Source organism: Sphingobium sp. EP60837, from assembly GCF_001658005.1.
GTDB lineage: Bacteria > Pseudomonadota > Alphaproteobacteria > Sphingomonadales > Sphingomonadaceae > Sphingobium > Sphingobium tyrosinilyticum.
The window spans coordinates 1,235,133-1,256,015 of record NZ_CP015986.1 but is presented as its reverse complement, the minus strand read 5'-3'; the positions used below and the strand labels follow the sequence as shown (position 1 = coordinate 1,256,015).

At 61.9% G+C, this 20,883-nt stretch carries 22 protein-coding genes and 2 pseudogenes; 19 read left to right on the top strand and 5 right to left on the bottom strand.

The window, feature by feature from the left end:
• Window positions 1-9 precede the first annotated feature (9 nt).
• Both EP837_RS06135 and EP837_RS06130 read left to right on the top strand, forming a co-directional pair.
• Window positions 10-1,235, top strand: a pseudogene (locus EP837_RS06135) (IS256 family transposase).
• 76 nt (window positions 1,236-1,311) lie between these two features.
• The gene (locus tag EP837_RS06130) at window positions 1,312-2,583 is read left to right on the top strand and encodes a hypothetical protein (protein WP_156518410.1); all 1,272 of its coding nucleotides are present in this window, start codon (window positions 1,312-1,314) and stop codon (window positions 2,581-2,583) included.
• A 1,342-nt stretch (window positions 2,584-3,925) separates the two neighbouring features.
• Here the strand turns inward: EP837_RS06130 and EP837_RS06120 are convergent.
• Window positions 3,926-4,501 (bottom strand): recombinase family protein, encoded by a 576-nt coding sequence (locus EP837_RS06120; protein WP_066525451.1) that lies wholly within the window; start codon window positions 4,499-4,501, stop codon window positions 3,926-3,928.
• 300 nt (window positions 4,502-4,801) lie between these two features.
• On the opposite strand from EP837_RS06120, the gene EP837_RS06115 reads away from it, so the two are divergent.
• Entirely contained in the window at window positions 4,802-5,038 is a 237-nt protein-coding gene (locus EP837_RS06115; protein ID WP_066525448.1) for a hypothetical protein, read from the top strand.
• A gap of 132 nt (window positions 5,039-5,170) precedes the next feature.
• On the opposite strand, the gene EP837_RS06110 is transcribed toward EP837_RS06115, so the two are convergent.
• Complete coding sequence (locus EP837_RS06110) at window positions 5,171-5,659, bottom strand: virion core protein, T7 gp14 family (RefSeq protein ID WP_156518408.1); 489 nt, start codon at window positions 5,657-5,659, stop codon at window positions 5,171-5,173.
• Between the two features lie 52 nt (window positions 5,660-5,711).
• On the opposite strand from EP837_RS06110, the pseudogene EP837_RS06105 reads away from it, so the two are divergent.
• A pseudogene (locus EP837_RS06105) lies at window positions 5,712-6,374 on the top strand (ATP-binding protein); the annotation flags it as partial.
• 6 nt (window positions 6,375-6,380) lie between these two features.
• Here EP837_RS06105 and EP837_RS06100 read toward each other — a convergent pair.
• The 3 genes from EP837_RS06100 to EP837_RS06090 form a co-directional block, all read right to left on the bottom strand.
• Entirely contained in the window at window positions 6,381-6,767 is a 387-nt protein-coding gene (locus EP837_RS06100) for a bactofilin family protein (protein ID WP_197486317.1), read from the bottom strand.
• On the bottom strand, window positions 6,748-7,938 hold the full coding sequence (locus EP837_RS06095; RefSeq protein ID WP_082919563.1) for a M23 family metallopeptidase: 1,191 nt from the start codon (window positions 7,936-7,938) through the stop codon (window positions 6,748-6,750). The genes EP837_RS06100 and EP837_RS06095 overlap by 20 nt, the downstream gene beginning before the upstream one ends.
• Before the next feature lie 153 nt (window positions 7,939-8,091).
• Window positions 8,092-10,377, bottom strand: a complete 2,286-nt coding sequence (locus tag EP837_RS06090; protein WP_066525441.1) for a putative bifunctional diguanylate cyclase/phosphodiesterase — start codon at window positions 10,375-10,377, stop codon at window positions 8,092-8,094.
• Between the two features lie 361 nt (window positions 10,378-10,738).
• On the opposite strand from EP837_RS06090, the gene rpsL reads away from it, so the two are divergent.
• From rpsL to rpsQ, 15 genes are all read left to right on the top strand, one after another.
• Window positions 10,739-11,110, top strand: a complete 372-nt coding sequence (rpsL, locus tag EP837_RS06085) for a 30S ribosomal protein S12 (protein ID WP_007686591.1) — start codon at window positions 10,739-10,741, stop codon at window positions 11,108-11,110.
• A 13-nt stretch (window positions 11,111-11,123) separates the two neighbouring features.
• The gene (gene rpsG / locus EP837_RS06080) at window positions 11,124-11,594 is read left to right on the top strand and encodes a 30S ribosomal protein S7 (protein WP_037464411.1); all 471 of its coding nucleotides are present in this window, start codon (window positions 11,124-11,126) and stop codon (window positions 11,592-11,594) included.
• Between the two features lie 151 nt (window positions 11,595-11,745).
• A complete protein-coding gene (fusA, locus tag EP837_RS06075; protein ID WP_066525438.1) occupies window positions 11,746-13,839 on the top strand; it encodes an elongation factor G in 2,094 nt (697 codons plus the stop codon).
• 136 nt (window positions 13,840-13,975) lie between these two features.
• The gene (gene tuf / locus EP837_RS06070) at window positions 13,976-15,166 is read left to right on the top strand and encodes an elongation factor Tu (RefSeq protein WP_066525434.1); all 1,191 of its coding nucleotides are present in this window, start codon (window positions 13,976-13,978) and stop codon (window positions 15,164-15,166) included.
• A gap of 144 nt (window positions 15,167-15,310) precedes the next feature.
• Window positions 15,311-15,619 carry a 30S ribosomal protein S10 gene (gene rpsJ / locus EP837_RS06065; RefSeq protein ID WP_007686587.1) on the top strand — a complete coding sequence of 103 codons (309 nt, stop codon included), beginning with the start codon at window positions 15,311-15,313 and terminating at the stop codon, window positions 15,617-15,619.
• A 271-nt stretch (window positions 15,620-15,890) separates the two neighbouring features.
• On the top strand, window positions 15,891-16,646 hold the full coding sequence (rplC, locus tag EP837_RS06060; RefSeq protein ID WP_066525430.1) for a 50S ribosomal protein L3: 756 nt from the start codon (window positions 15,891-15,893) through the stop codon (window positions 16,644-16,646).
• Window positions 16,647-16,648: 2 nt separating this feature from the next.
• Window positions 16,649-17,272: a 50S ribosomal protein L4 gene (gene rplD, locus EP837_RS06055; protein ID WP_066525428.1), complete on the top strand. Its 624-nt coding sequence runs from the start codon at window positions 16,649-16,651 to the stop codon at window positions 17,270-17,272.
• A complete protein-coding gene (locus EP837_RS06050) occupies window positions 17,265-17,582 on the top strand; it encodes a 50S ribosomal protein L23 (RefSeq protein WP_066525425.1) in 318 nt (105 codons plus the stop codon). The genes rplD and EP837_RS06050 overlap by 8 nt, the downstream gene beginning before the upstream one ends.
• A gap of 2 nt (window positions 17,583-17,584) precedes the next feature.
• The gene (gene rplB / locus EP837_RS06045; protein ID WP_066525423.1) at window positions 17,585-18,421 is read left to right on the top strand and encodes a 50S ribosomal protein L2; all 837 of its coding nucleotides are present in this window, start codon (window positions 17,585-17,587) and stop codon (window positions 18,419-18,421) included.
• Window positions 18,422-18,426: 5 nt separating this feature from the next.
• Window positions 18,427-18,705, top strand: a complete 279-nt coding sequence (gene rpsS, locus EP837_RS06040) for a 30S ribosomal protein S19 (RefSeq protein WP_007686576.1) — start codon at window positions 18,427-18,429, stop codon at window positions 18,703-18,705.
• The gene (gene rplV / locus EP837_RS06035; protein WP_066525420.1) at window positions 18,705-19,091 is read left to right on the top strand and encodes a 50S ribosomal protein L22; all 387 of its coding nucleotides are present in this window, start codon (window positions 18,705-18,707) and stop codon (window positions 19,089-19,091) included. The genes rpsS and rplV overlap by 1 nt, the downstream gene beginning before the upstream one ends.
• Window positions 19,092-19,095: 4 nt before the next feature.
• Window positions 19,096-19,791, top strand: a complete 696-nt coding sequence (gene rpsC, locus EP837_RS06030; protein WP_066525416.1) for a 30S ribosomal protein S3 — start codon at window positions 19,096-19,098, stop codon at window positions 19,789-19,791.
• Window positions 19,792-19,812: 21 nt separating this feature from the next.
• Window positions 19,813-20,244, top strand: coding sequence for a 50S ribosomal protein L16 (gene rplP, locus EP837_RS06025; RefSeq protein WP_037464435.1), 432 nt, complete (start codon window positions 19,813-19,815; stop codon window positions 20,242-20,244).
• A 3-nt stretch (window positions 20,245-20,247) separates the two neighbouring features.
• The gene (gene rpmC / locus EP837_RS06020) at window positions 20,248-20,451 is read left to right on the top strand and encodes a 50S ribosomal protein L29 (protein WP_021244952.1); all 204 of its coding nucleotides are present in this window, start codon (window positions 20,248-20,250) and stop codon (window positions 20,449-20,451) included.
• Between the two features lie 12 nt (window positions 20,452-20,463).
• Window positions 20,464-20,727: a 30S ribosomal protein S17 gene (gene rpsQ / locus EP837_RS06015; RefSeq protein WP_006960320.1), complete on the top strand. Its 264-nt coding sequence runs from the start codon at window positions 20,464-20,466 to the stop codon at window positions 20,725-20,727.
• Window positions 20,728-20,883: the final 156 nt, after the last annotated feature.

Here is a 20,883-nt window from a genome sequence, read left to right as displayed (position 1 = left end):
GAGATCCCGATGACCAAGGAGATGATGGACGTTCAGGCGCTGCTGGGAAAGAGTGCCGACAGCGATTTTCTACGCGAGATGATCGGCTTTGCGGCGCAGCGGCTGATGGAACTCGAGGTCGGTGGGCTGACGGGCGCCGCTTATGGCGAGAAGAGCGCAGAGCGGCAGGCCCAGCGCAATGGCTACCGCGATCGGGATTGGGAGACGCGGGCCGGAACGGTCGAACTGCGCATCCCCAAGCTGCGCACCGGCAGCTATTTCCCCGGCTTCCTGGAGCCTCGCCGGTTGGCGGAGAAGGCGCTGACAGCCGTAATCCAGGAGGCATACATACAGGGCATTTCGACGCGCTCCGTCGACGATCTGGTCAGCCGAAGGCCACGCCCGAAGGGCGTAACGCACTCGGCATGAGCGGCATCTCCAAGAGCCAGGTCAGCCGGCTGTGCCAGGAGATCGACCAGCGGGTGAAGGCGTTCCTCGATCGGCCCATCGAAGGCGACTGGCCCTATCTCTGGGTCGATGCCACTTACCTCAAGGTACGGCAGGCGGGGCGGGTCGTCTCAGTGGCGGTCACCATAGCGGTCGGCGTCAATAGCGACGGCCGCCGCGAGGTGCTGGGCATGGCGATCGGCGCATCGGAAGCCGAGACTTTCTGGACCGACTTCCTGCGCAATCTGGCGCGGCGGGGCCTGCGCGGTGTGAAGCTCGTCATCTCCGACGCCCATGAGGGTATCAAGGCGGCGGTGTCGCGTGTCTTCAATGCCACCTGGCAGCGCTGTCGCGTCCATTTTGCCCGCAATGCCATCGCTCATGCCGGGCGGAGCCGGAACCGTGTCGTCTCCGCACTGATCGCCACCGCTTACGCTCAGGAAACCGCCGAGGCCGCCACGATCCAGTGGCGCAAGGTGGCTGATCAGCTTCGACCGGCAGTGCCCAAGCTCGCCAAGCTGATGGATGATGCAGAGCAAGATGTATTGGCATACATGTCCTTCCCGCCCCAGCATCGCACGAAGTTGCACTCGACCAATCCGCTCGAGCGCCTCAACGGCGAAATCAAGCGGCGAACAGAAGTGGTCGGCATCTTCCCCAACGAAGACGCCATCACCCGCTTAGTCGGGGCTATCCTGCTGGAACAAAATGATGAATGGGCCGTCCAGCGCTCCCGCTACATGACACTGGAAAGCGTCGCCCAAATCGGCGATGATCCCCTCGTCACGCTGCCGCCTATGGCAGCATGATCAACCCGGCTCTAGCCGGAGATCGCCATGGCTACGCCGGCGAACCTACACCATGTGTTGGGACACGATCGGCGGGATGGACAAGATTATCGAAGAAGCGGCAGCGGCATTAGAAAACCTATCAGAAAAAATCCTCGCGACTCATAATGAGGAGCCGCCTTACAATCAGGTGTGGGGCTGGCAGTACCCGGCTATTACTCGGCGCGAGCTTGCTGCAGTCCCTGACAGGCTAGCTCAGCGAGTTCGGTCGCTCACGGCGGACGATTTAGACGTCACTCTCGAAAACCTACTTCGAGAATTGCCAGCCCGCATTACATACGAAATTGGAAACGTCCTGCCAAACTTGCCCGGCGGAAATTCCACCATTGTCGTTCAGCAGCTTTTTGACCTTTTCCTGGTTATTGGCCACGAGTTGCCCGCAGAACCGGCTCCAGTGGATTGGAAATCGGTCCCGGCTGACGTTCTTCCGAAGCCGCTGGCGACAAGGCTGCGCAGCGTAGAAGCGCGGCTCAAGTCTCTCGAACCGCGCACATCTGCGTTGGACAAGGCGATAGAGGACATAGAGGCGGCTCGAGAGGCCGCCCTTAATTTGCCAACCGATCTCGCGACGCTCACTGAGGCTCGCTCGGAAATCGAGGGCCATCGGACGTCGGCCTCATCCGCTGCAGGGCGGATAGATGCTGCGCTCGAGCAGGCAACGTCGGCCGTAAGTGCGTTAGAGAAACATAAGGAAACGGCAGCGAAGCTCGTCGCTGAATGCAGCGAAGCATATCGGGTGACGACAACAGTCGGACTGGCAGCGGCTTTCGACAGTCGCGCGGACAAATTACATTGGTCGGTACGTCGTTGGGTCGCCGGGCTCGTCGTTTCGTTGCTAATTATCGGGTGCGCAGGAGCCTACCGCATCTCGGAACTGCAAAAGTTGCTGACATCCGATGCTGACGGGGTGCGGGTTTGGTCCAGCCTAGTTATCTCTATACTCAGCATCGGTGCGCCGCTTTGGTTCGCTTGGTTGTCGACCAAGCAGATTGGTCAGCTTTTCAAGCTCCAGGAGGACTATTCCTTCAAAGCATCCGTAGCTAAGGCATACGAGGGCTATCGGCGGGAAGCTGCAAGGATCGATGAGAGCTTCGAAGCTAGGCTTTTTGCATCGGCGCTTACCAGGTTGGAGGAAGCTCCCCTCAGGTTAGTTGATGACGAGACCTACGGAAGCCCGTGGCATGAGCTTACCGCCAGCCCCGCATTTCAAAAGGCGCTCGACAAGGTGCCTGAACTGAAGACCAGCCTGTTGGACATCATGAAGAGCAGGCGGGAGGCAGCTCCGGCCGCTCAAGCCGCTGCGGAATAAGGCAAGGCGGAGACTTAGGCGACTTTCCTTAGGGCCTTCGGGACCATGGCAAAGGAAGCCGCAGCGACCTTCGCTACCTCACGGATGCTCATGCCTGCCACGTGATGGAGTCGAGGATAGACCGGCGGCTGGCTTTTTCTCCCTCGTGGGCGGCGGCTACTGCTTCAGCGATTGGCGTGGTTCCTGAAGACCGGTAATGCAGGATAGAATATCCGATCAAGGAAGGGAGGGACCGTTGGTATTGGGAAGCGGACCAATCGGGTCGACGCCATTGGGGGGAGCGGCGCAGCCTCTCGGTAACAGCTATGTTGAAAATGGCTACGTCCAGAATGGCTATCTCGCCAATGAAGCGGAGACAGCTTCCCAGTCCCCTATTTTGGACACCGTCCATCGTCATCAGGCTAACGGCACTGAGACGACTCATCTCACTATCGAGGGCGAGCGCCTTACCATAGGCGGTGAGCCTATCACTTTGGGGATGCCCCAAACGGCTCCTACGGGCACGAGTGATGCGACCATCGCCATCCACTCTGCATCTTGGACTGGTTTCGCGTCCCCGGCGGAGAAGGCTCAGGCCGTTCGCATGATGGTCCCCGCAGCGTTGTCCTCAATCGATGCGCTGATCGCCCACTACGATGCTCCTGGAGGCAACGGAGGGCCGCCCCTCGAAGAACGGGAGGCGCTCCTAGAAGACCTCAGGTGCCTTCACAGCGCGCTAGGCCTTCTTCTAGACGCTGCGGCGGATGAGAAGTGGGGGCAGTATGGTGACGGACTTGTCATAGATGCTGCTCGGTGGCTCGGTCGCGTAAAGTCGGCGGTATGCCGCGACCCTCTCCCTTTCGCTGTCGCCGGGCTCTCGGAAGTTGTCTTAAGTATGCTGGGCTTTCCTGGTGCGGGCCTCGTCGCTACCGCCGCAGCTGTCGGAGCGAAGAAGTAGAATAGAAGCACGACGTTGCGTTTAGGCGTGGAAAACTGACCGGCAGGCCAGTCGAGAAAACTCCGCGCCCCTTGCAGCCCGTTGGCGGTCCTTCTCGTCCGCACAGCGCAGGCAGCAGTAGTGCATCCCGTCCTTCTTGCTTCGGTCCTGCCCAAACATCTGGATTGGCCTCACTTGCTGGCACTGGTGGCACCATTTGGAAGCCGGTGGAACCGGTACGGGTATTTTCTTTCGGGGCATGCGCCCTCCTGTGCTGATGGTGGCTGAAAAATCCCGCCCGAATGGGACGGCAGCGGACGGGATGATGTTCGAACCAATGAGGATGCCTGAGGGCCTCCTATGGAGGCTGTGGGCGCTGAACGGCGGAAAAAACAAAGCAGGGCAGCGGCCACCCGAGGGGAAACCTCAGGCCCGCTTCTCCGCCCGTTGGATCGCGGCGCGGCTGACGCCATACTCCTTCGCCAGCGTCCCCAAAGACACCCCAGCGGCCCGGCGTGACCTCACGGCTTCCTGCTGCTTCTGTGAAAGGGCAGACGGGCGACCTAAGGTCTTCCCCTCAGCCTTGGCGCGGCTCAGGCCCGCTTGGGTGCGCTCAATCAGGAGGTCGCGCTCGAACTCGGCCACGGCGCTGATAACGCCCATGGTCATTTTCCCCGCCGGGCTGGTCAGGTCCACTCCACCCAAGGCGAGGCAGTGGACGCGGACGCCTTCACCGGCCAGCTTCTCCACCGTGGCGCGAACGTCCATCGCATTACGGCCCAGCCGGTCCAGCTTCGTCACAATCAGCACATCGCCAGCCTCCAGTCGATCCACCAGCTGCGCGAAGCCTTTGCGCTCCATGGCGGCGACGGAGCCGGAGACGGTCTCGCTCACGACCCGCTTAGGTTCGATGGCGAATCCTGCCCCCTCAATCTCGCGGACTTGGTTGTCGGTGGTCTGATCGGTGGTGCTGACACGGCAGTAAGCGAAGGTGCGGGCCATGGTGATCCTTCTGTATCGGAAACGTGCACCGGAAATAGGAGTGGATCGAAATACCTGTAAAGCTATTTTCCGATACAGTGGCGGAGGTTGTATCTAAATCGACCGTTTTCGCGCCTGATCCATAATTCGCTTCATCGTAGATCGGACTCGCTTGGACGCGGGGGGCCTGAAGGGACCCGCAGAAATCCGTGGGGCCTTCCCGGTAGCCTGAAGGTCCGGCTAAAGGTGGTTTATTATTAGAGACTTAGATGCCTCTCCACCCTAGATGGGCAGCCCTCAACGCCAACAAGGTGGCACAATATGATGTTTGAAATAGCCGTGAACCACTCCCGCGCACTGCGTGTGGTCTCCATTGATCTGGACTACGCGGAAGAGGCGGGCCTCATGCCACCCGACAAGCGCATCGGTATTGCGCGGGAAGCATGGGAGGCGCGGGCGCAGTGGGGTGGTCCGTCCCTGAAGCACACCCGCACGACGCTGCGGCTAGGCAGGAAGACCTACTGCTTCGAGGTGGCCCGGCCGCTTCGAGCGCAATAGGCGGCCTGAAGGTGTGCCGGGGATGGACGTCCATAGTGACCCTACCCCCGGGAACTCCCTGCCGCACCCCAGCTACCCCGCCCCCCAGGGGGGACCGGGTTCGACGGTGTGCGTATATGGGGCTTCAGATTTTCATGGTATTTTATAACCGGCCTTCTTCGTCTTGGCCTTTTCGACCTTCACCTTCATCTGAGCGTCCCTGACGCCGGACCACGCGCTTGCGGCCGATGCTCCGATCTGGAGACCCGCGCCGAGGGCGGTCGGTGACTGGACCTTGGAGTACATGGAGTTGGCCTCCGCGATGTTCGCCTTGTCCCGGCTTTCCCGGTTGGCGAGCGTTCGGTCGTTCGCCAGCTCGTTCTGCATGGCGCTGTCCATCAGGAGGTTTTCAATGGCCCCTGAGTTGAGCACGAGACCAGCTTCACCAGCTGCGGTGCGGATGCGCGATTGCTCACGGCGGGCGGCGCGGTCGCGTTCGAACATGTCAGCCGAGGCGGACAGTCGGTTCTCTTCAGCGACGGCTTCGGCCTGCTGCTCAATGGCCTTGTTCTGGGCCTTGGCGCTTTGCATCTGGCCAACGATGGACGCGGCGGTGGAGGCGACCGAGGTCACGCCCGCCACGATGGCGATTGCTACTGTAGGCTCGCACATCAGATGCCTCCCTGTTGCGAATAAGGCGCGGCCCGGTGAGGTCAGCATGGCGCATCTGGGGGTGCTGTTCCTTGACGAGCTGCCCGAGTTTCAACGCACCGTCCTCGACTCGCTGCGCCAGCCGCTGGAGACTGGCGAAGTGACGGTGGCGCGCGCCAATGCGCATGTGACCTTCCCTGCGCGGGTGCAGCTGGTAGCTGCGATGAACCCCTGCCGCTGCGGCCATCTCGGTGATCCCGCCTTGGCCTGTTCACGCGCCCCGCGCTGCGCCGCCGACTATCAGGCAAAGGTCTCTGGCCCGCTGCTCGACCGTATTGACCTGCATGTTGAGGTGCAGGCCGTAACCGCCGCCGATCTCGTCCTTCCGCCGCCCTCGGAAGGTTCGGTCGAGGTCGCGGCGCGCGTCGCTGCGGCCCGGCAGGTGCAGACGCAACGCTATGCAGGCAGCAAGATACGTACCAATGCGGAGGTGGATGGCGAGCGGCTGGAGGATGTGGCTGGCCCTGACGCGGCAGGGCGCGATCTGTTGGCTCAGGCGGCGGCCGCGATGAAGCTGTCGGCGCGTGGCTATACGCGGGTGTTGCGGGTGGCGCGGACCATCGCGGACCTCGCCGGAGCGGAAAGAGTGGGCCGCGTGCATGTCGCAGAAGCGCTCAGCTACCGGCGACGCGCTCCGGTGAATTGACGAAGATCAGGCGGCGTTCTCGGCGGTGATCAGCTTCAGCTCGCCGCCGCCCGCAGGGCCGTTTTCCTTGTGCGTAAAGCGTCCATCGATGCGGCTGCCGGGTGCGATCGAAATGCGCTCATAGAAAACATCGCCGCTGATCCGCGCGCTGCTTTCTATGACCAGATCATCAGCGGTGATAGATCCGTCCACTAGCCCTGCGAGCCGCGCGCTTTGCGCGTTGATATGGCCGGTGACCTGGCTGCCCGGTCCCTGGACGAGCGCCACACAGCTGACGTCGCCAGTCACCTCGCCGTCGATATGCAAATCAACCGAAGCGCTGATGTCGCCGCTGATCGAAACGCCGCCCGCAATCAGCGAGAAGGACGAGCCCTTAGCCACGGTGACCGACATCGGCGAGGCGGGCCGTGGCGATTTGCTGGACTTGGAGAACATCTTTGCGTGCCTCTAGAAAACGGCGGGGATTGATGGGCTGACCGTTCAGCCGTACCTCGAAATGCAGATGGTCGCCGGTCGATCGGCCGGTCGAACCCATGCGAGCGATCATGACGCCGCGATCGACTTGCTCACCGACCCGCGCGGCAAAGCCGGATAGATGGGCGTAGCGGGTCATGAGGCCGTTGCCATGGCTCACTTCCACCACATTGCCATAACCGCTGCGCTGGCCGACAAAGCTGACCTTGCCTGCAGCGGCCGCCAGGATCGGTTGGCCATGGCTACCGGGAAAGTCGATGCCTGCATGAAAGGCGGCATGTCCGTTAAACGGGTCGCGGCGATAGCCGTAGGAACTGGACTGCATCGGCGCCAGGGTCGGGCGGCCTGAAGGGATTGTCATCAGGCTGCTTTCCAGAAATTCCATGCGGGACAGCGCGCTTGCCAGCCGTTCGAACTCCTTCGGCATCGCGTCGCGCTGGCCGCGCCAGGGGACGAAGGGGCCGCCCTGCGCTCGGGCCGCGGTTCGCGCCAGCGTGTCGGGGTTGAGGCCAAAGCTGCGGATCGCCGCCGCCGTCTTGTCCGCGCGCCGCTCCACGGCACGGGTCAGCAGCATCGCGAAACGCCGCTGGCGCGCATCGATCGTCAGCAGGGGCTCGGCTTCAGGGGCGGCGCCGATGCGGACCTTGAGCGCATGCGCGCCGTCCTTGGAGGTAGCCTTGTCCGGCTGGCCGACCAGTCCTTCCGCCGCACCGCTTTCTTCCTTGCCGAAATGGGTGCGGTACAGATCGTCCATGAAGTTCTGCCGCGCCTCAAGGTCGCGGGCGAGGTTCTCGACTGATTGGCGATAGCCCTCCACCTTACTCGCTGCCTTGGCAACGGCGCGGCCCTGAGCATCGAGCGCGGCCCGTTCGCGATCCACTGATGATGGACGAAGCGCCATGGAAAGGGTGAGCGCAATCCATCCGAGCAGGAGCGACGATAGGACGGCGGCGGCCGACAGCTGAACGCGGGTGGATATCCGGATGAACTTGACCTGTCCGCCAGATCGCAGGAAGATTTCCCGCTCCGAACACAGGGCGACAATCCTGGCCCAGAGGGCGGCAACCCCCTTCTTACTCCGATATAACAATTGCGACCCCGCGTTCGATTTTTTCGAGATTCGGGCCGGTAGCAAAAGGAGAGAGGACGCGCGAATCCGCTGGAACGGACTCGTGACGAGTCGAAATGAAGGTGGGGTGAAACGTGTTATCGGCAGTCCGGTTCCCGACCCGACAAAATATTTTCAGCCGATTTGGGAGATCGCGGCGGCATGCCAGCCAAGCAGGGCAGGAACCTCGGCTGAAGGCACGGCGGCGCCAAAGTGGAAGCACTGTGCATAATGACATCCGCCCGCTCGAAGATAGTCGAGCTGGTGCACATTCTCGACGCCTTCCGCCACAGTACGGATATTGAGGCTGTAGGCGAGATTGAGCAACGTCCGTACAATGGCCGCATCATCCGGATCAGTCTCGAGATCGCGGACGAAGCGCTGGTCGATCTTGATGACGTCGATCGGAAATTGCTTGAGGTGAGAGAGCGACGCATAGCCCGTGCCGAAATCATCGAGCGCAATGGATATGCCCGCGCTGCTCAACCGGTGCAGGCTGCGTTCCACAACTTCGGCATTGCGGCCAAGGAAGACTGATTCGGTCACCTCCAACTCGATCTTCGAAGGCGGCACGCCCACTTTTTCCAATTGCGCGATCAGGCGATCGGGAAAGCCGCTGTCGTGCAGTTCCACGCCCGGCACATTGATCGCGACATGGCCGATATCAAGCCCATGTTCGTGCCATCGACGGCAGTCGGCAAGCACTTGTGCCAGCATCCGGTCAGTGATTGTGCGGCCCAGTTCCGAATGTTCAAACGCCGCGGCGATCTCGCCGGGCATGATAATGGTTCCATCTGCACGGACACAGCGGAGGAGCGCTTCGAAGCCGATGATCGCTCCGGTCGCAAGATCGACCTTGGGCTGATACCAGGGTGCGGGCGGCGCGTGGACCAGCGCATGGCGCGCGCGTTCCAGCATACGGGCCTCGCGCTGCCATCGCTCCAGCAGCCAAGGCTCGAACAGGCAAGCCCGGCCGCGGCCGCCATTCTTTGCTTCATAAAGGGCGATGTCGGCGAATTTCATGAGGTCCGCGATGTCGCCCGCATGTTCGGGGAAGAGCGCTACACCCATGCTTACACGGCAGTCCACATCGCGAGCGCCGTGGCTCAACGGCTGGTGCAACTGTGCCGTCATCCGCGCCAATATAGTCTCCAGGTCGGATGCGTTGCGTAGCCGGGTCAGCAGTACGGCAAATTCATCCCCACCCATGCGCGCGACCAGATCCCCGGGCCGAACCGCAGTGCGCAGTCGCTCGCCGACTGCGCAGAGCAGCGCGTCGCCCACATCATGCCCCGCGCTATCGTTGATCCGCTTGAACTCATCGACGTCGATCAGCACCACCGCCATCTGCCCGCCGGCCCGGTCGGTCGCACTGGCCGCCTGCGCCAGCGTCGCCATGAAGTGCGATCGATTGGCAAGGCCGGTGAGCGCGTCGGTCATGGCGAGATGGGCAAGATGCCGCTCTGCCTCCTTCCGGTCGGTTATATCGACGATGCTGGAAAGGACGCATTCCTCCCCCCCCACCATGATAGGGCGCGAGGCAAGCAGGACGTCGTGAACAACGGCGTCCTTGCCCACGATGCGGCATTCCTGATTGTCCACCGCTTCTCCGGTTGCGATCTGGTCGCGCAGGCTGGCCTTGGCTGCTGCGCCTTCGCCCAACAGATGTACGCGGGAGATATCACCGTCCGAGCCGAAAGCGCGGGCGGCTGCGTCGTTGAAGCGGACAACGGTGCCGTCCGGGCGCGTAACCAGCAGAGGGATCGGCACGCTCATGAACATGCGCTCAAGCGTTTCGCTGTTGCTCGCAAGGGCTGCCCGGGCTTCCTGGGCCGCCTGGCTCGCCAACCATTCCTGCCGTTGGAGGCGGTTGGTCCGGCTGATGGCGATCCACATGCCGCAGTGGAGCATCAGCACTGCCAGGATCATTCCTGGCGTCGTCGGCGATAAAGGCGCAGGCGAGAGATAGCCGATCAGCAGCGCGATCCCACAGCCGAGACCGCCCCCGAAATTGCCGCGAAAGCTGGTAGGCACGACAAGATAGAAGACCAGCGGCAGCATCACCAACACGAAAATGGCTATGTCGCTGCGTGAACTGACTAGGAAGGCGACGCCGATCGCGGTGACGATCTGCCATATGAAGCAGAGGCGCTCGACCGCCTTGAAATCAGTCATCCTGCGGCTGAATGACAGGCAGACCAGCGACCAGAGTACGACCGTCAGCCGCGCCGGAATGGCTACCCAAAAATGAGGCGTACCGGCGAAACGCCAATCGCTTATCAGGAACAGCGCATTGAGGATCGCAGAAAGGATAAACAGGGTGCGCGCATGGCGGCACGACTCAGGCAGCCGCTCCCCCTGAAATGCAGCTTCCCGGGCCGGGTTGCAAAACTCGCCGGTAAAAGGAGAAAGTGGGGTCACGACCTGTCCATATGGGCGCTCGTGAGTGGGCGCCTGTTTAGAAACAATAGCTTGCCTACCCTTAGCAATTTCCTAATGAGTCGTTCACCATGCCGGTTCGCACGCGAAACGAAGTTTGTCGGGCCGCCGCTTGACCCTGAATGACGCCATGTCTATAGGCGCGCCTGCTCAGCTACCGGAAATCCTGACAGATTCGTCTTCAGGCCAAGGGTGCTGGGCAGAGCTGAACATTGCCGGCTGCTCTTGCGGTCCAGGGGGCATCTGCCCTCCGGGACCTTTGCTGTTTTAAGGCTTCGCGCCTTTCTGCAGCAAGCAACGCGGGGATGGTTCCGGTAAAGTAACTGAAAAGGTGAAGGGCTTCATGCCAACAATCAACCAGCTGGTCCGCAAGGGCCGCGAGCTGCAGAAGACCAAGTCGAAGGTCCCTGCAATGGAAGCGAACCCGCAAAAGCGCGGCGTTTGCACCCGTGTTTACACGACGACCCCGAAGAAGCCGAACTCGGCTCTCCGCAAGGTGGCGAAGGTGCGTCTGGTCAACCAGCGCGAAGTCATCACCTACATTCCGGGTGAAGGCCACAACCTTCAGGAGCACAGCGTTGTGCTGATCCGCGGCGGTCGCGTACGCGACCTTCCCGGTGTGCGCTACCATGTGCTGCGCGGCGTTCTGGATACCCAGGGCGTCAAGGACCGTAAGCAGAGCCGTTCGAAGTACGGCGCGAAGCGTCCGAAGTAAGGGAGACTAGAGCATGTCACGTCGTCGTCGCCCAGAAAAGCGCGTTATCCTGCCCGATCCCAAGTTCGGTGATATCGTGCTGTCGAAGTTCATGAACAGCATCATGCAGGACGGCAAGAAGGCCGTCGCCGAGTCCATCGTTTACGGTGCGCTCGAAACCGTCGAGACGAAGTCCAAGAAGGACCCAATCGCGATGTTCCATGATGCGCTGAACAATGTGAAGCCCGGCATCGAGGTCCGCAGCCGCCGCGTTGGTGGTGCGACCTACCAGGTTCCCGTCGAAGTGCGCCCCGAGCGCGCCCAGGCGCTGGCCATCCGCTGGTTGATCACGGCTTCGCGCAACCGCAGCGAAACCACCATGGCCGCCCGTCTGTCGGGTGAGCTGCTGGACGCCGCCAACAACCGCGGCAATGCCGTGAAGAAGCGCGAAGACACGCACCGCATGGCGGAAGCGAACCGCGCCTTCTCGCACTACCGCTGGTAATGTGAAGCGGGCGCTCCCGTGCCCGCTCACTATCATGGTTTTGAAGATCGGTCCGTTCGCCGTGGGGCTACCCATGGCGGACGGATTGGTTTAGGGGCCAGCCGCAAGACTCATTCACTCACCGCCGGCGTGCCGGCAACGGAGAAGCATCATGGCCCGCAGCCATCCGCTCGAACGCTATCGCAATTTCGGTATCATGGCGCATATCGACGCCGGCAAGACCACCACGACCGAGCGTATCCTTTACTATACCGGCAAGTCCTACAAGATCGGCGAAGTCCATGACGGCGCCGCCACCATGGACTGGATGGAGCAGGAGCAGGAGCGTGGTATCACCATCACCTCGGCTGCGACCACCTGCGTGTGGAAGGCCGAAGAGGGCAAGGGCCCCGAGCATCGCCTGAACATCATCGACACCCCCGGCCACGTCGACTTCACCATCGAAGTCGAGCGTTCGCTGCGCGTGCTGGACGGCGCGGTCGCCGCGTTCGACGGCGTTGCCGGCGTCGAGCCGCAGTCGGAGACCGTGTGGCGCCAGGCGGACAAGTACAAGGTTCCGCGGATGTGCTTCATCAACAAGCTCGACCGCACCGGCGCCAATTTCTATTATTGCGTGCAGACGATCATCGATCGCCTGGGCGCGACCCCGGCCGTCCTCTATCTGCCCATCGGCGCGGAATCGGAGTTCAAGGGCCTTGTCGATCTGGTCGAGAATCGCGCCATCATCTGGAAGGATGAGAATCTGGGCGCCGAATTCTCCTATGAAGCGATCCCGGACGACCTCGCCGACAAGGCTGCCGAATATCGCGAGAAGCTGATCGAACTTGCCGTCGAACAGGACGACGAGGCGATGGAAGCCTATCTGGAAGGCAATGAGCCCGACGTCGCTACGCTCAAGAAGCTGATCCGCAAGGGCACGTTGAACCAGTCGTTCGTGCCGGTGCTGTGCGGCTCGGCTTTCAAGAACAAGGGTGTCCAGCCCCTGCTCGACGCGGTCGTCGACTATCTGCCTTCGCCGCTCGACATCGAGGACGTTCAGGGCATCAACCCCGACAACGATCAGCCCGACAGCCGCGCGACCGCAGACGACGCGCCCTTCTCGGGCTTGGCGTTCAAGATCATGAACGATCCGTTTGTCGGCTCGCTGACCTTCCTGCGCGTTTATTCGGGTACCCTGACCAAGGGCACCTATCTGAACTCGGTCAAAGACAAGAAGGAAAAGATCGGCCGTATGCTCCTCATGCACGCGAACTCGCGTGAGGACATCGATGCCGCTTATGCCGGCGACATCGTCGCGCTGGCCGGCATGAAGGAAACCACCACCGGCGATACGCTGTGCGCCGAGCGCCAGCCGATCATCCTGGAGCGGATGGAATTCCCGGAGCCGGTCATCGAGCTGTCGGTCGAACCCAAGACCAAGGCGGACCAGGAAAAGATGGGCGTCGCGCTCAACCGCCTGGCTGCCGAGGATCCGTCCTTCCGCGTCACGACCGATCACGAATCGGGCCAGACCATCATCAAGGGCATGGGCGAACTGCACCTCGAAATCCTCGTCGATCGCATGAAGCGTGAGTTCAAGGTTGAGGCGAATGTCGGCGCGCCGCAGGTGGCCTATCGCGAATATCTCAAGAAGCCGGTCGATATCGACTACACCCACAAGAAGCAGTCGGGCGGCACCGGCCAGTTCGGCCGCATCAAGGTGAAGCTGACTCCGGGCGAGCGCGGTGCGGGCATCATCTTCAAGGACGAGATCAAGGGCGGTAATATTCCCAAGGAATATATCCCCGCGATCGAAAAGGGCATGCGCGAAACGGCGGCCACCGGCTCGCTCATCGGTTTCCCGATCATCGACTTCGAAATCCTGCTCTATGACGGCGCCTACCACGACGTCGACTCGTCGGCGCTGGCGTTCGAAATCACCGGCCGCGCTGCGATGCGCGAAGCGGCGCAGAAGTCGGGCATCACGCTGCTCGAGCCGGTCATGAAGGTCGAAGTCGTCACTCCGGAGGAATATCTGGGCGACGTCATCGGCGACATGAACAGCCGCCGTGGCCAGATCCAGGGCACCGACAGCCGCGGCAACGCGCAGGTGGTCGAGGCGATGGTCCCGCTGGCCAACATGTTCGGCTATGTGAACTCGCTGCGTTCCTTCACCCAGGGGCGTGCGAACTACTCGATGATCTTCTCCCACTATGACGAAGTGCCGCAGAATGTGGCGGACGAAGTCAAGGCGAAGATGGCCTGATGATTTTCCTTGGCCGGGCCGTGCAAACGGCTCGGTTAGGGGCTGGTAATCTGTGAATTTGCTGCTATGGACGCGCCTTCGCGAGGCGCGGCCGAGCGGTCAGACCAAAGCTGATTTGATTAGAAGGTAGGATAAAATGGCTAAGGCTAAGTTTGAGCGGAACAAGCCGCACTGCAACATCGGCACCATCGGTCACGTCGACCATGGCAAGACCTCGCTGACCGCAGCGATCACCAAGGTGCTCGCCGAAACCGGCGGCGCGACCTTCGTTGATTACGCCAACATCGACAAGGCTCCTGAAGAGCGCGAGCGCGGCATCACCATCTCGACCGCCCACGTCGAATATGAGACCGAAGCCCGTCACTATGCGCACGTCGACTGCCCGGGTCACGCTGACTACGTCAAGAACATGATCACCGGTGCTGCCCAGATGGACGGCGCGATCCTCGTCGTTTCGGCCACCGACGGCCCGATGCCCCAGACCCGTGAGCACATCCTGCTCGCCAAGCAGGTCGGCGTTCCCCAGCTCGTCGTGTTCATGAACAAGGTCGATCTGGTCGATGATCCGGAAATCCTCGAGCTGGTTGAGCTGGAAATCCGCGAGCTGCTGTCGTCCTACGACTTCGACGGCGACAACATCCCCGTCATCCCCGGCTCGGCCGTGAAGGCGCTGGACGGTTCCAACGACGAAATCGGCAAGCAGGCTGTCCTGAAGCTGATGGCTGCCGTTGACAGCTTCATCCCGCAGCCGGAGCGTCCGGTTGACAAGCCGTTCCTGATGCCGATCGAAGACGTGTTCTCGATCTCGGGCCGCGGCACCGTCGTGACCGGCCGCGTCGAGACCGGCATCGTGAAGGTTGGTGAGGAAGTCGAGATCGTCGGCATCCGCGACACCCGCAAGACCACCGTCACCGGCGTCGAAATGTTCCGCAAGCTGCTCGATCAGGGTGAAGCCGGCGACAATATCGGTGCTCTGGTTCGTGGCGTTGGCCGTGAAGACGTTGAGCGTGGTCAGGTTCTGGCGAAGCCCGGTTCGGTTACGCCGCACACCGAGTTCGACGCGGAAGTCTATGTTCTGTCGAAGGAAGAAGGCGGCCGTCATACCCCATTCTTCGCGAACTATCGCCCGCAGTTCTACTTCCGCACCACCGACGTCACCGGCGAAGTTATCCTGCCGGAAGGCACCGAGATGGTCATGCCTGGCGACAATGTGAAGCTCGGCGTGAAGCTGATCGCCCCGATCGCGATGGACGCGGGTCTCCGCTTCGCCATCCGTGAAGGCGGCCGCACCGTCGGTGCCGGGGTTGTCGGCACGATCTCGAAGTAATATAGGACCGCAGCGGCGCGAATCGTCTGATTCGCGCCGCTGAGGATTTCAACCGCCTCGGATCGCCTTTCTCCGGCTCGAATGAGCTAGAAGGGCAAGGCTGGGGCGGTTTGTTTTTGGCTCTTTCGCATCGGTACAGGAACAATGGACAGCAACATCCGCATTCGCCTCAAGGCGTTCGATCATCGCGTGCTTGATCAGGCGACCGGCGACATCGCCGACACCGCCCGCCGCACCGGCGCCCTTATTCGCGGTCCGATTCCCCTTCCGACGCGCATCGAAAAATTCACGGTGAACCGTGGTCCGCACATCGACAAGAAGTCGCGCGAGCAGTTCGAAGTCCGCACGTACAAGCGTATGCTTGACATTGTGCAGCCGACGCCGCAGACGGTCGATGCGCTGATGAAGCTGGACCTGGCTGCCGGCGTGAACGTCGAAATCAAGCTGGCCTAAGCTGGCAAGTCCCTGCTTTCCTTGGGGAGGGCAGGGTATCGGGCATTCCGGGATCCGGAAGCTCAAACGACACAAGGGATACCGCACGGCGATCCGGTGAACCGGAAAGGCTCGTGGTCCTGGTCCCCCGTCGCCGTTCCCGAGTAGGGGGTGGCATCCAACCCGGACGGGGTGATCTATATTTGGGTTGGGCCGCGAAGGAGGGATCCTGAGCGGTTTTTTCGTTGGATACGCCCGCTGCTAAGGCGGGCCTCTATGGGAGTAATCAGTGATGCGCACAGGCGTGATCGCTAAGAAAGTCGGGATGACCCGTCTGTTCCAGGAGGACGGACGGCATGTACCGGTTACGGTTCTGGCCCTTGAGGGCAATCAGGTCGTGGCTCGCAAGGAAGTTGATCGGGACGGCTATGTCGCGGTTCAGCTCGGCGCGGGTGTCGCGAAGGTTAAGAATGTCGCCAAGCCGCAGCGCGGTCACTTCGCCAAGGCGGAAGTGGAGCCCAAGGCGCGCTTGGTGGAATTCCGTGTCGCCGAGGATGCGCTCCTCGATGTCGGCGCTGAAATCGCGGCCGATCACTTCATTGCCGGTCAGTTGGTCGATGTTGCCGGTCACACCCAGGGTAAGGGTTTTGCCGGTGCCATGAAGCGTTGGGGCTTCGGCGGTATGCGCGCCACCCACGGCGTGTCGATCAGCCACCGTGCCCATGGTTCGACCGGTAACCGCCAGGATCCGGGCCGCGTCTTCAAGAACAAGAAGATGGCGGGTCACATGGGTGACCGTGAGCGGACCCAGCAGAACCTCGAAATCGTCCGCACCGATGTCGAGCGTGGCCTGTTGTTCGTCAAGGGCAGCGTTCCGGGCGCCAAGGGCACTTGGCTGACCGTCAGCGACGCCGTCAAGGTGAAGCGTCCGGCTGATGCGCCCTATCCGGCGAGTCTCAAGCAGGCCGCCAACAGCAACCCCGCTCCGGCCGAGACGCCCGCTGAAGAAGCGGCCGCTCCCGAAGCGACCGAAGGCCAGGAGGGCTAATCATGAAGGTCAATGTACAGACCCTCGACGCAGCAGCGGCTGGTGAGCTGGAGCTGAACGATGCCGTGTTCGGCGTCGAGCCCCGCACCGACATTCTGCATCGCGTCGTTACCTGGCAGCTGGAAAAGCGTCGCGCTCCGGCTCGCGCCACCCGTGAGCGTTCGGACGTTGCCCGTACCGGCAAGAAGTTCGGCCGCCAGAAGGGTGGTGGTACCGCCCGTCACGGCGATCGCAAGGCGCCCGTGTTCATCGGCGGTGGTAAGGCGCACGGCGCCCGTGCCCGCGACTTTGGCCACGACCTCAACAAGAAGGTTCGTGCGCTGGGCCTCAAAATGGCTCTGTCGTCGAAGGCGAAGGACGGCTCGCTGATCGTCCTCGACAATCTCGATGTGGCGGAAGGCAAGACCAAGGCTCTGGTCGCACATCTCGCCAAGCTGAACCTCAACAAGGCGCTATTTATCGACGGCGACGCGGTGAATGTCAGCTTCGCGAAGGCTTCGGCGAACATCGTCGGCGTGAACCTGCTGCCGGCTGTCGGCGCCAACGTTTACGACATCCTTAAGGCGGATTCGCTGGTGCTGACGCGCGCCGCGGTCGAAAAGCTGGAGGCGCGTTTTAATGGCTAAGAAGCAGGCCGCAACCGTCGATAACCGTCATTATGACGTCGTTGTCGCTCCGGTCATCACCGAGAAGTCAACCCTTCTCTCCGAGAACAATGCCGTGGTCTTCAAGGTCGCCAACGATGCGACCAAGCCGGAGATCAAGGCGGCCGTTGAAGCGCTCTGGGGCGTGACCGTCAAGAGCGTGAACACGCTGGTCGCCAAGGGCAAGACCAAGAAGTGGAAGGGCAAGCCCTACACGCGGTCGGATGTGAAGAAGGCGATCGTTCGTCTGGCTGATGGTCAGTCGATCGACATCACCGAAGGAGTGCGCTGATCATGGCGCTTAAGAGCTACAACCCGACGAGCCCCGCTCAGCGCGGTCTGATTCTCGTCGATCGCAGCGGCCTGCACAAGGGCAAGCCCGTCAAGGCGCTGACCGAAGGCAAGCGCAAGACCGGTGGCCGCAACAATAAGGGCCATGTGACCTCGCGCGGCATCGCCGGCGGTCACAAGCAGCGTTACCGCATCGTCGACTTCAAGCGTCGTCTGTGGGACGTTGAGGGTACGGTCGAGCGTCTGGAATATGACCCTAACCGCACCGCCTTCATCGCGCTGGTCAACTATCCCGACGGCACCCAGGCCTATATCCTGGCGCCGCAGCGTCTGGCTCCCGGTGACAAGGTCGTCGCGGGCAAGAAGACCGATGTGAAGCCGGGCAATGCGATGGAACTCGGCCAGATGCCGGTCGGCACCATCATCCACAATATCGAGATGAAGCCCGGCAAGGGTGGGCAGCTCTGCCGTTCGGCGGGCACCTACGCCCAGCTGGTCGGTCGCGATCGTGGCATGGTCATGGTTCGCCTGTCCTCGGGCGAACAGCGCTACATCCGTTCGGACTGCATGGGCACCGTCGGCGCCGTGTCGAACCCGGACAATGCTAACACCAACCTCGCCAAGGCCGGCCGCAACCGCTGGCTTGGCAAGCGTCCGCTGACGCGCGGTGTGGCGAAGAACCCGGTCGATCACCCGCACGGCGGTGGTGAAGGCCGCACCTCGGGCGGCCGTCACCCGGTCACCCCCTGGGGCAAGCCGACCAAGGGTGCGCGCACCCGCCACAACAAGGCGACGGACAAGTTCATCATCCGTAGCCGCCACGCTAAGAAGAAGAGGTAAGCGAGATGGCTCGTTCCGTCTGGAAAGGTCCGTTCGTGGACCTCAGCCTTCTGAAGAAGGCGGAAGTGGCGCAGGACGCCGGTGGCCGTTCGGGTCCGATCAAGACCTGGTCGCGCCGTTCCACCATCCTGCCGCAGTTCGTTGGCCTGACGTTTAACGTCTATAACGGCCGCAAGCATGTGCCGGTCTCGGTGAACGAGGACATGGTGGGTCACAAGCTGGGTGAGTTCGCCCCGACCCGCTACTTCCCCGGCCACGCTGCCGACAAGAAGGGCAAGCGCTAATGAGCAAGGAAAAGGCTCCCCGTCGCGTCGCCGACAATGAGGCGCTGGCCGTTGGCACGCAGATCCGTGGTTCGGCCCAGAAGCTGAACCTGGTCGCCACGCTCATCCGCGGTCGCAAGGTCGAGGAAGCGCTGAACATCCTCGCCTTCTCGAAGAAGGCGATGGCGGTCGATGTGCGCAAGGTGCTGGCTTCGGCCATCGCCAATGCGGAAAACAACCACAATCTGGACGTCGACGCTCTGGTCGTCGCGGAAGCATCGGTGGGCAAGAGCTTCACCATGAAGCGCTTCCACGCTCGCGGCCGTGGCAAGTCGACCCGGATCCTGAAGCCCTTCAGCCGCGTGCGCATCGTCGTGCGTGAAGCAGCTGAAGAAGCGGAGGCGTAAGACTATGGGTCACAAGAGCAATCCGATCGGTCTGCGCCTGCAGATCAACCGTACCTGGGACAGCCGCTGGTTCGCCGAAGGCGCTGACTATGGCCGCCTGCTGCTGGAGGATCTGAAGATCCGCCAGTATATCATGAAGAACCTGCCGCAGGCTGCGATCTCCAAGGTCGTGATCGAGCGTCCGGCAAAGCTGTGCCGCGTGTCGATCTACGCTGCCCGTCCCGGTGTCATCATCGGCAAGAAGGGTGCGGACATTGAGAAGCTGCGCAAGAAGCTGGGCAGCCTGACCTCTTCGGACGTCAGCCTGAACATCGTCGAGATCCGGAAGCCGGAAATCGACTCCAAGCTGGTTGCGCAGGGCATTGCCGATCAGCTGGAGCGCCGCGTGGCGTTCCGTCGCGCGATGAAGCGTGCGGTGCAGTCGGCTCTGCGTCTCGGCGCCGAAGGCATCAAGATCACCTGCGGCGGCCGTCTGGGCGGCGCGGAGATCGCGCGCGTCGAATGGTATCGCGAAGGTCGCGTTCCGCTGCACACGCTGCGTGCGAACGTCGATTATGCCGAAGCCACGGCGCACACCGCCTATGGCGTCTGCGGTATCAAGGTCTGGATCTTCAAGGGTGAGATCCTGGGCCACGATCCGATGGCCACCGACCGGCTGATGCTGGAGGCTCAGACCTCCGGCGTGCGCCCGGCGCGCTAAGAATAAGAAGGTAATAGCGTCATGCTGCAACCGAAGAAAATGAAGTTCCGCAAGACCTTCAAGGGCCGGATCAAGGGCGACGCCAAAGGCGGTTCGGCTCTGAACTTCGGCTCCTATGGTCTTAAGGCTTTGGAGCCCGAGCGGATCACCGCGCGCCAGATCGAGGCGGCCCGCCGTGCGATCACCCGTCACATCCGCCGTCAGGGCCGTTTGTGGATCCGGGTGTTCCCCGACGTTCCGGTGTCGAAGAAGCCCGCCGAAGTCCGTCAGGGCAAGGGTAAGGGTTCGGTCGAATATTGGGCGGCCCGCGTTAAGCCCGGCCGCATCCTGTTCGAACTGGACGGCGTACCCGGCCCGCTCGCAGCAGAGGCATTCTCGCGCGCCGCGATGAAGCTGCCCGTCAAGACCAAGGTCGTTGCCCGCCTCGGCGACACCTCGCACCTGGAGGGCTAAGCCGTGGCGAACGTTGCCGACCTCAAGACCAAGACGGACGACGAACTGTCGACCGAACTCAACAACCTGAAGCGTGAGCAGTTCAATCTGCGCTTCCAGGCGGCCACCAACCAGCTGGAAAAGCCCAGCCGGGTAAAGGAAGTCCGCCGGTCGATCGCGCAGATCAAGACCCTGCAGACCGAGCGTTCGCGCTCGGCCGCGAAGTAAAGGAAACACACGATGCCCAAGCGCGTGCTGACGGGAACGGTGGTTTCCGACAAGACCGACAAGACGGTGGTGGTTCGCGTAGAGCGCAAGGTTAAGCATGCGCTCTACGGCAAGATCATCCGCCGTTCGAAGAAGTACCATGCCCATGACGAGGGCAATGTCTACAAGGAAGGCGAAACGGTCCGCATCGAGGAGACCGCTCCGATTTCCAAGCTCAAGACCTGGAAGGTCATCGAGCGCGTGGACACCCACAAGTCGCCGGAAACGGCCGCCTGAGGTCAGTCACCGACCTTAAGGGTCGAAATTTCGGACGCGGGGCTGGCCTTTTCGGAAAGAAGAGGTTACAGGCCCGCGCTTCGTGTTTCGAATCTTCCGGTCGAAACCACGAATTCGGAACCGCCGGGATCGTCCCGGTAGGCCAAATAAGAAGGA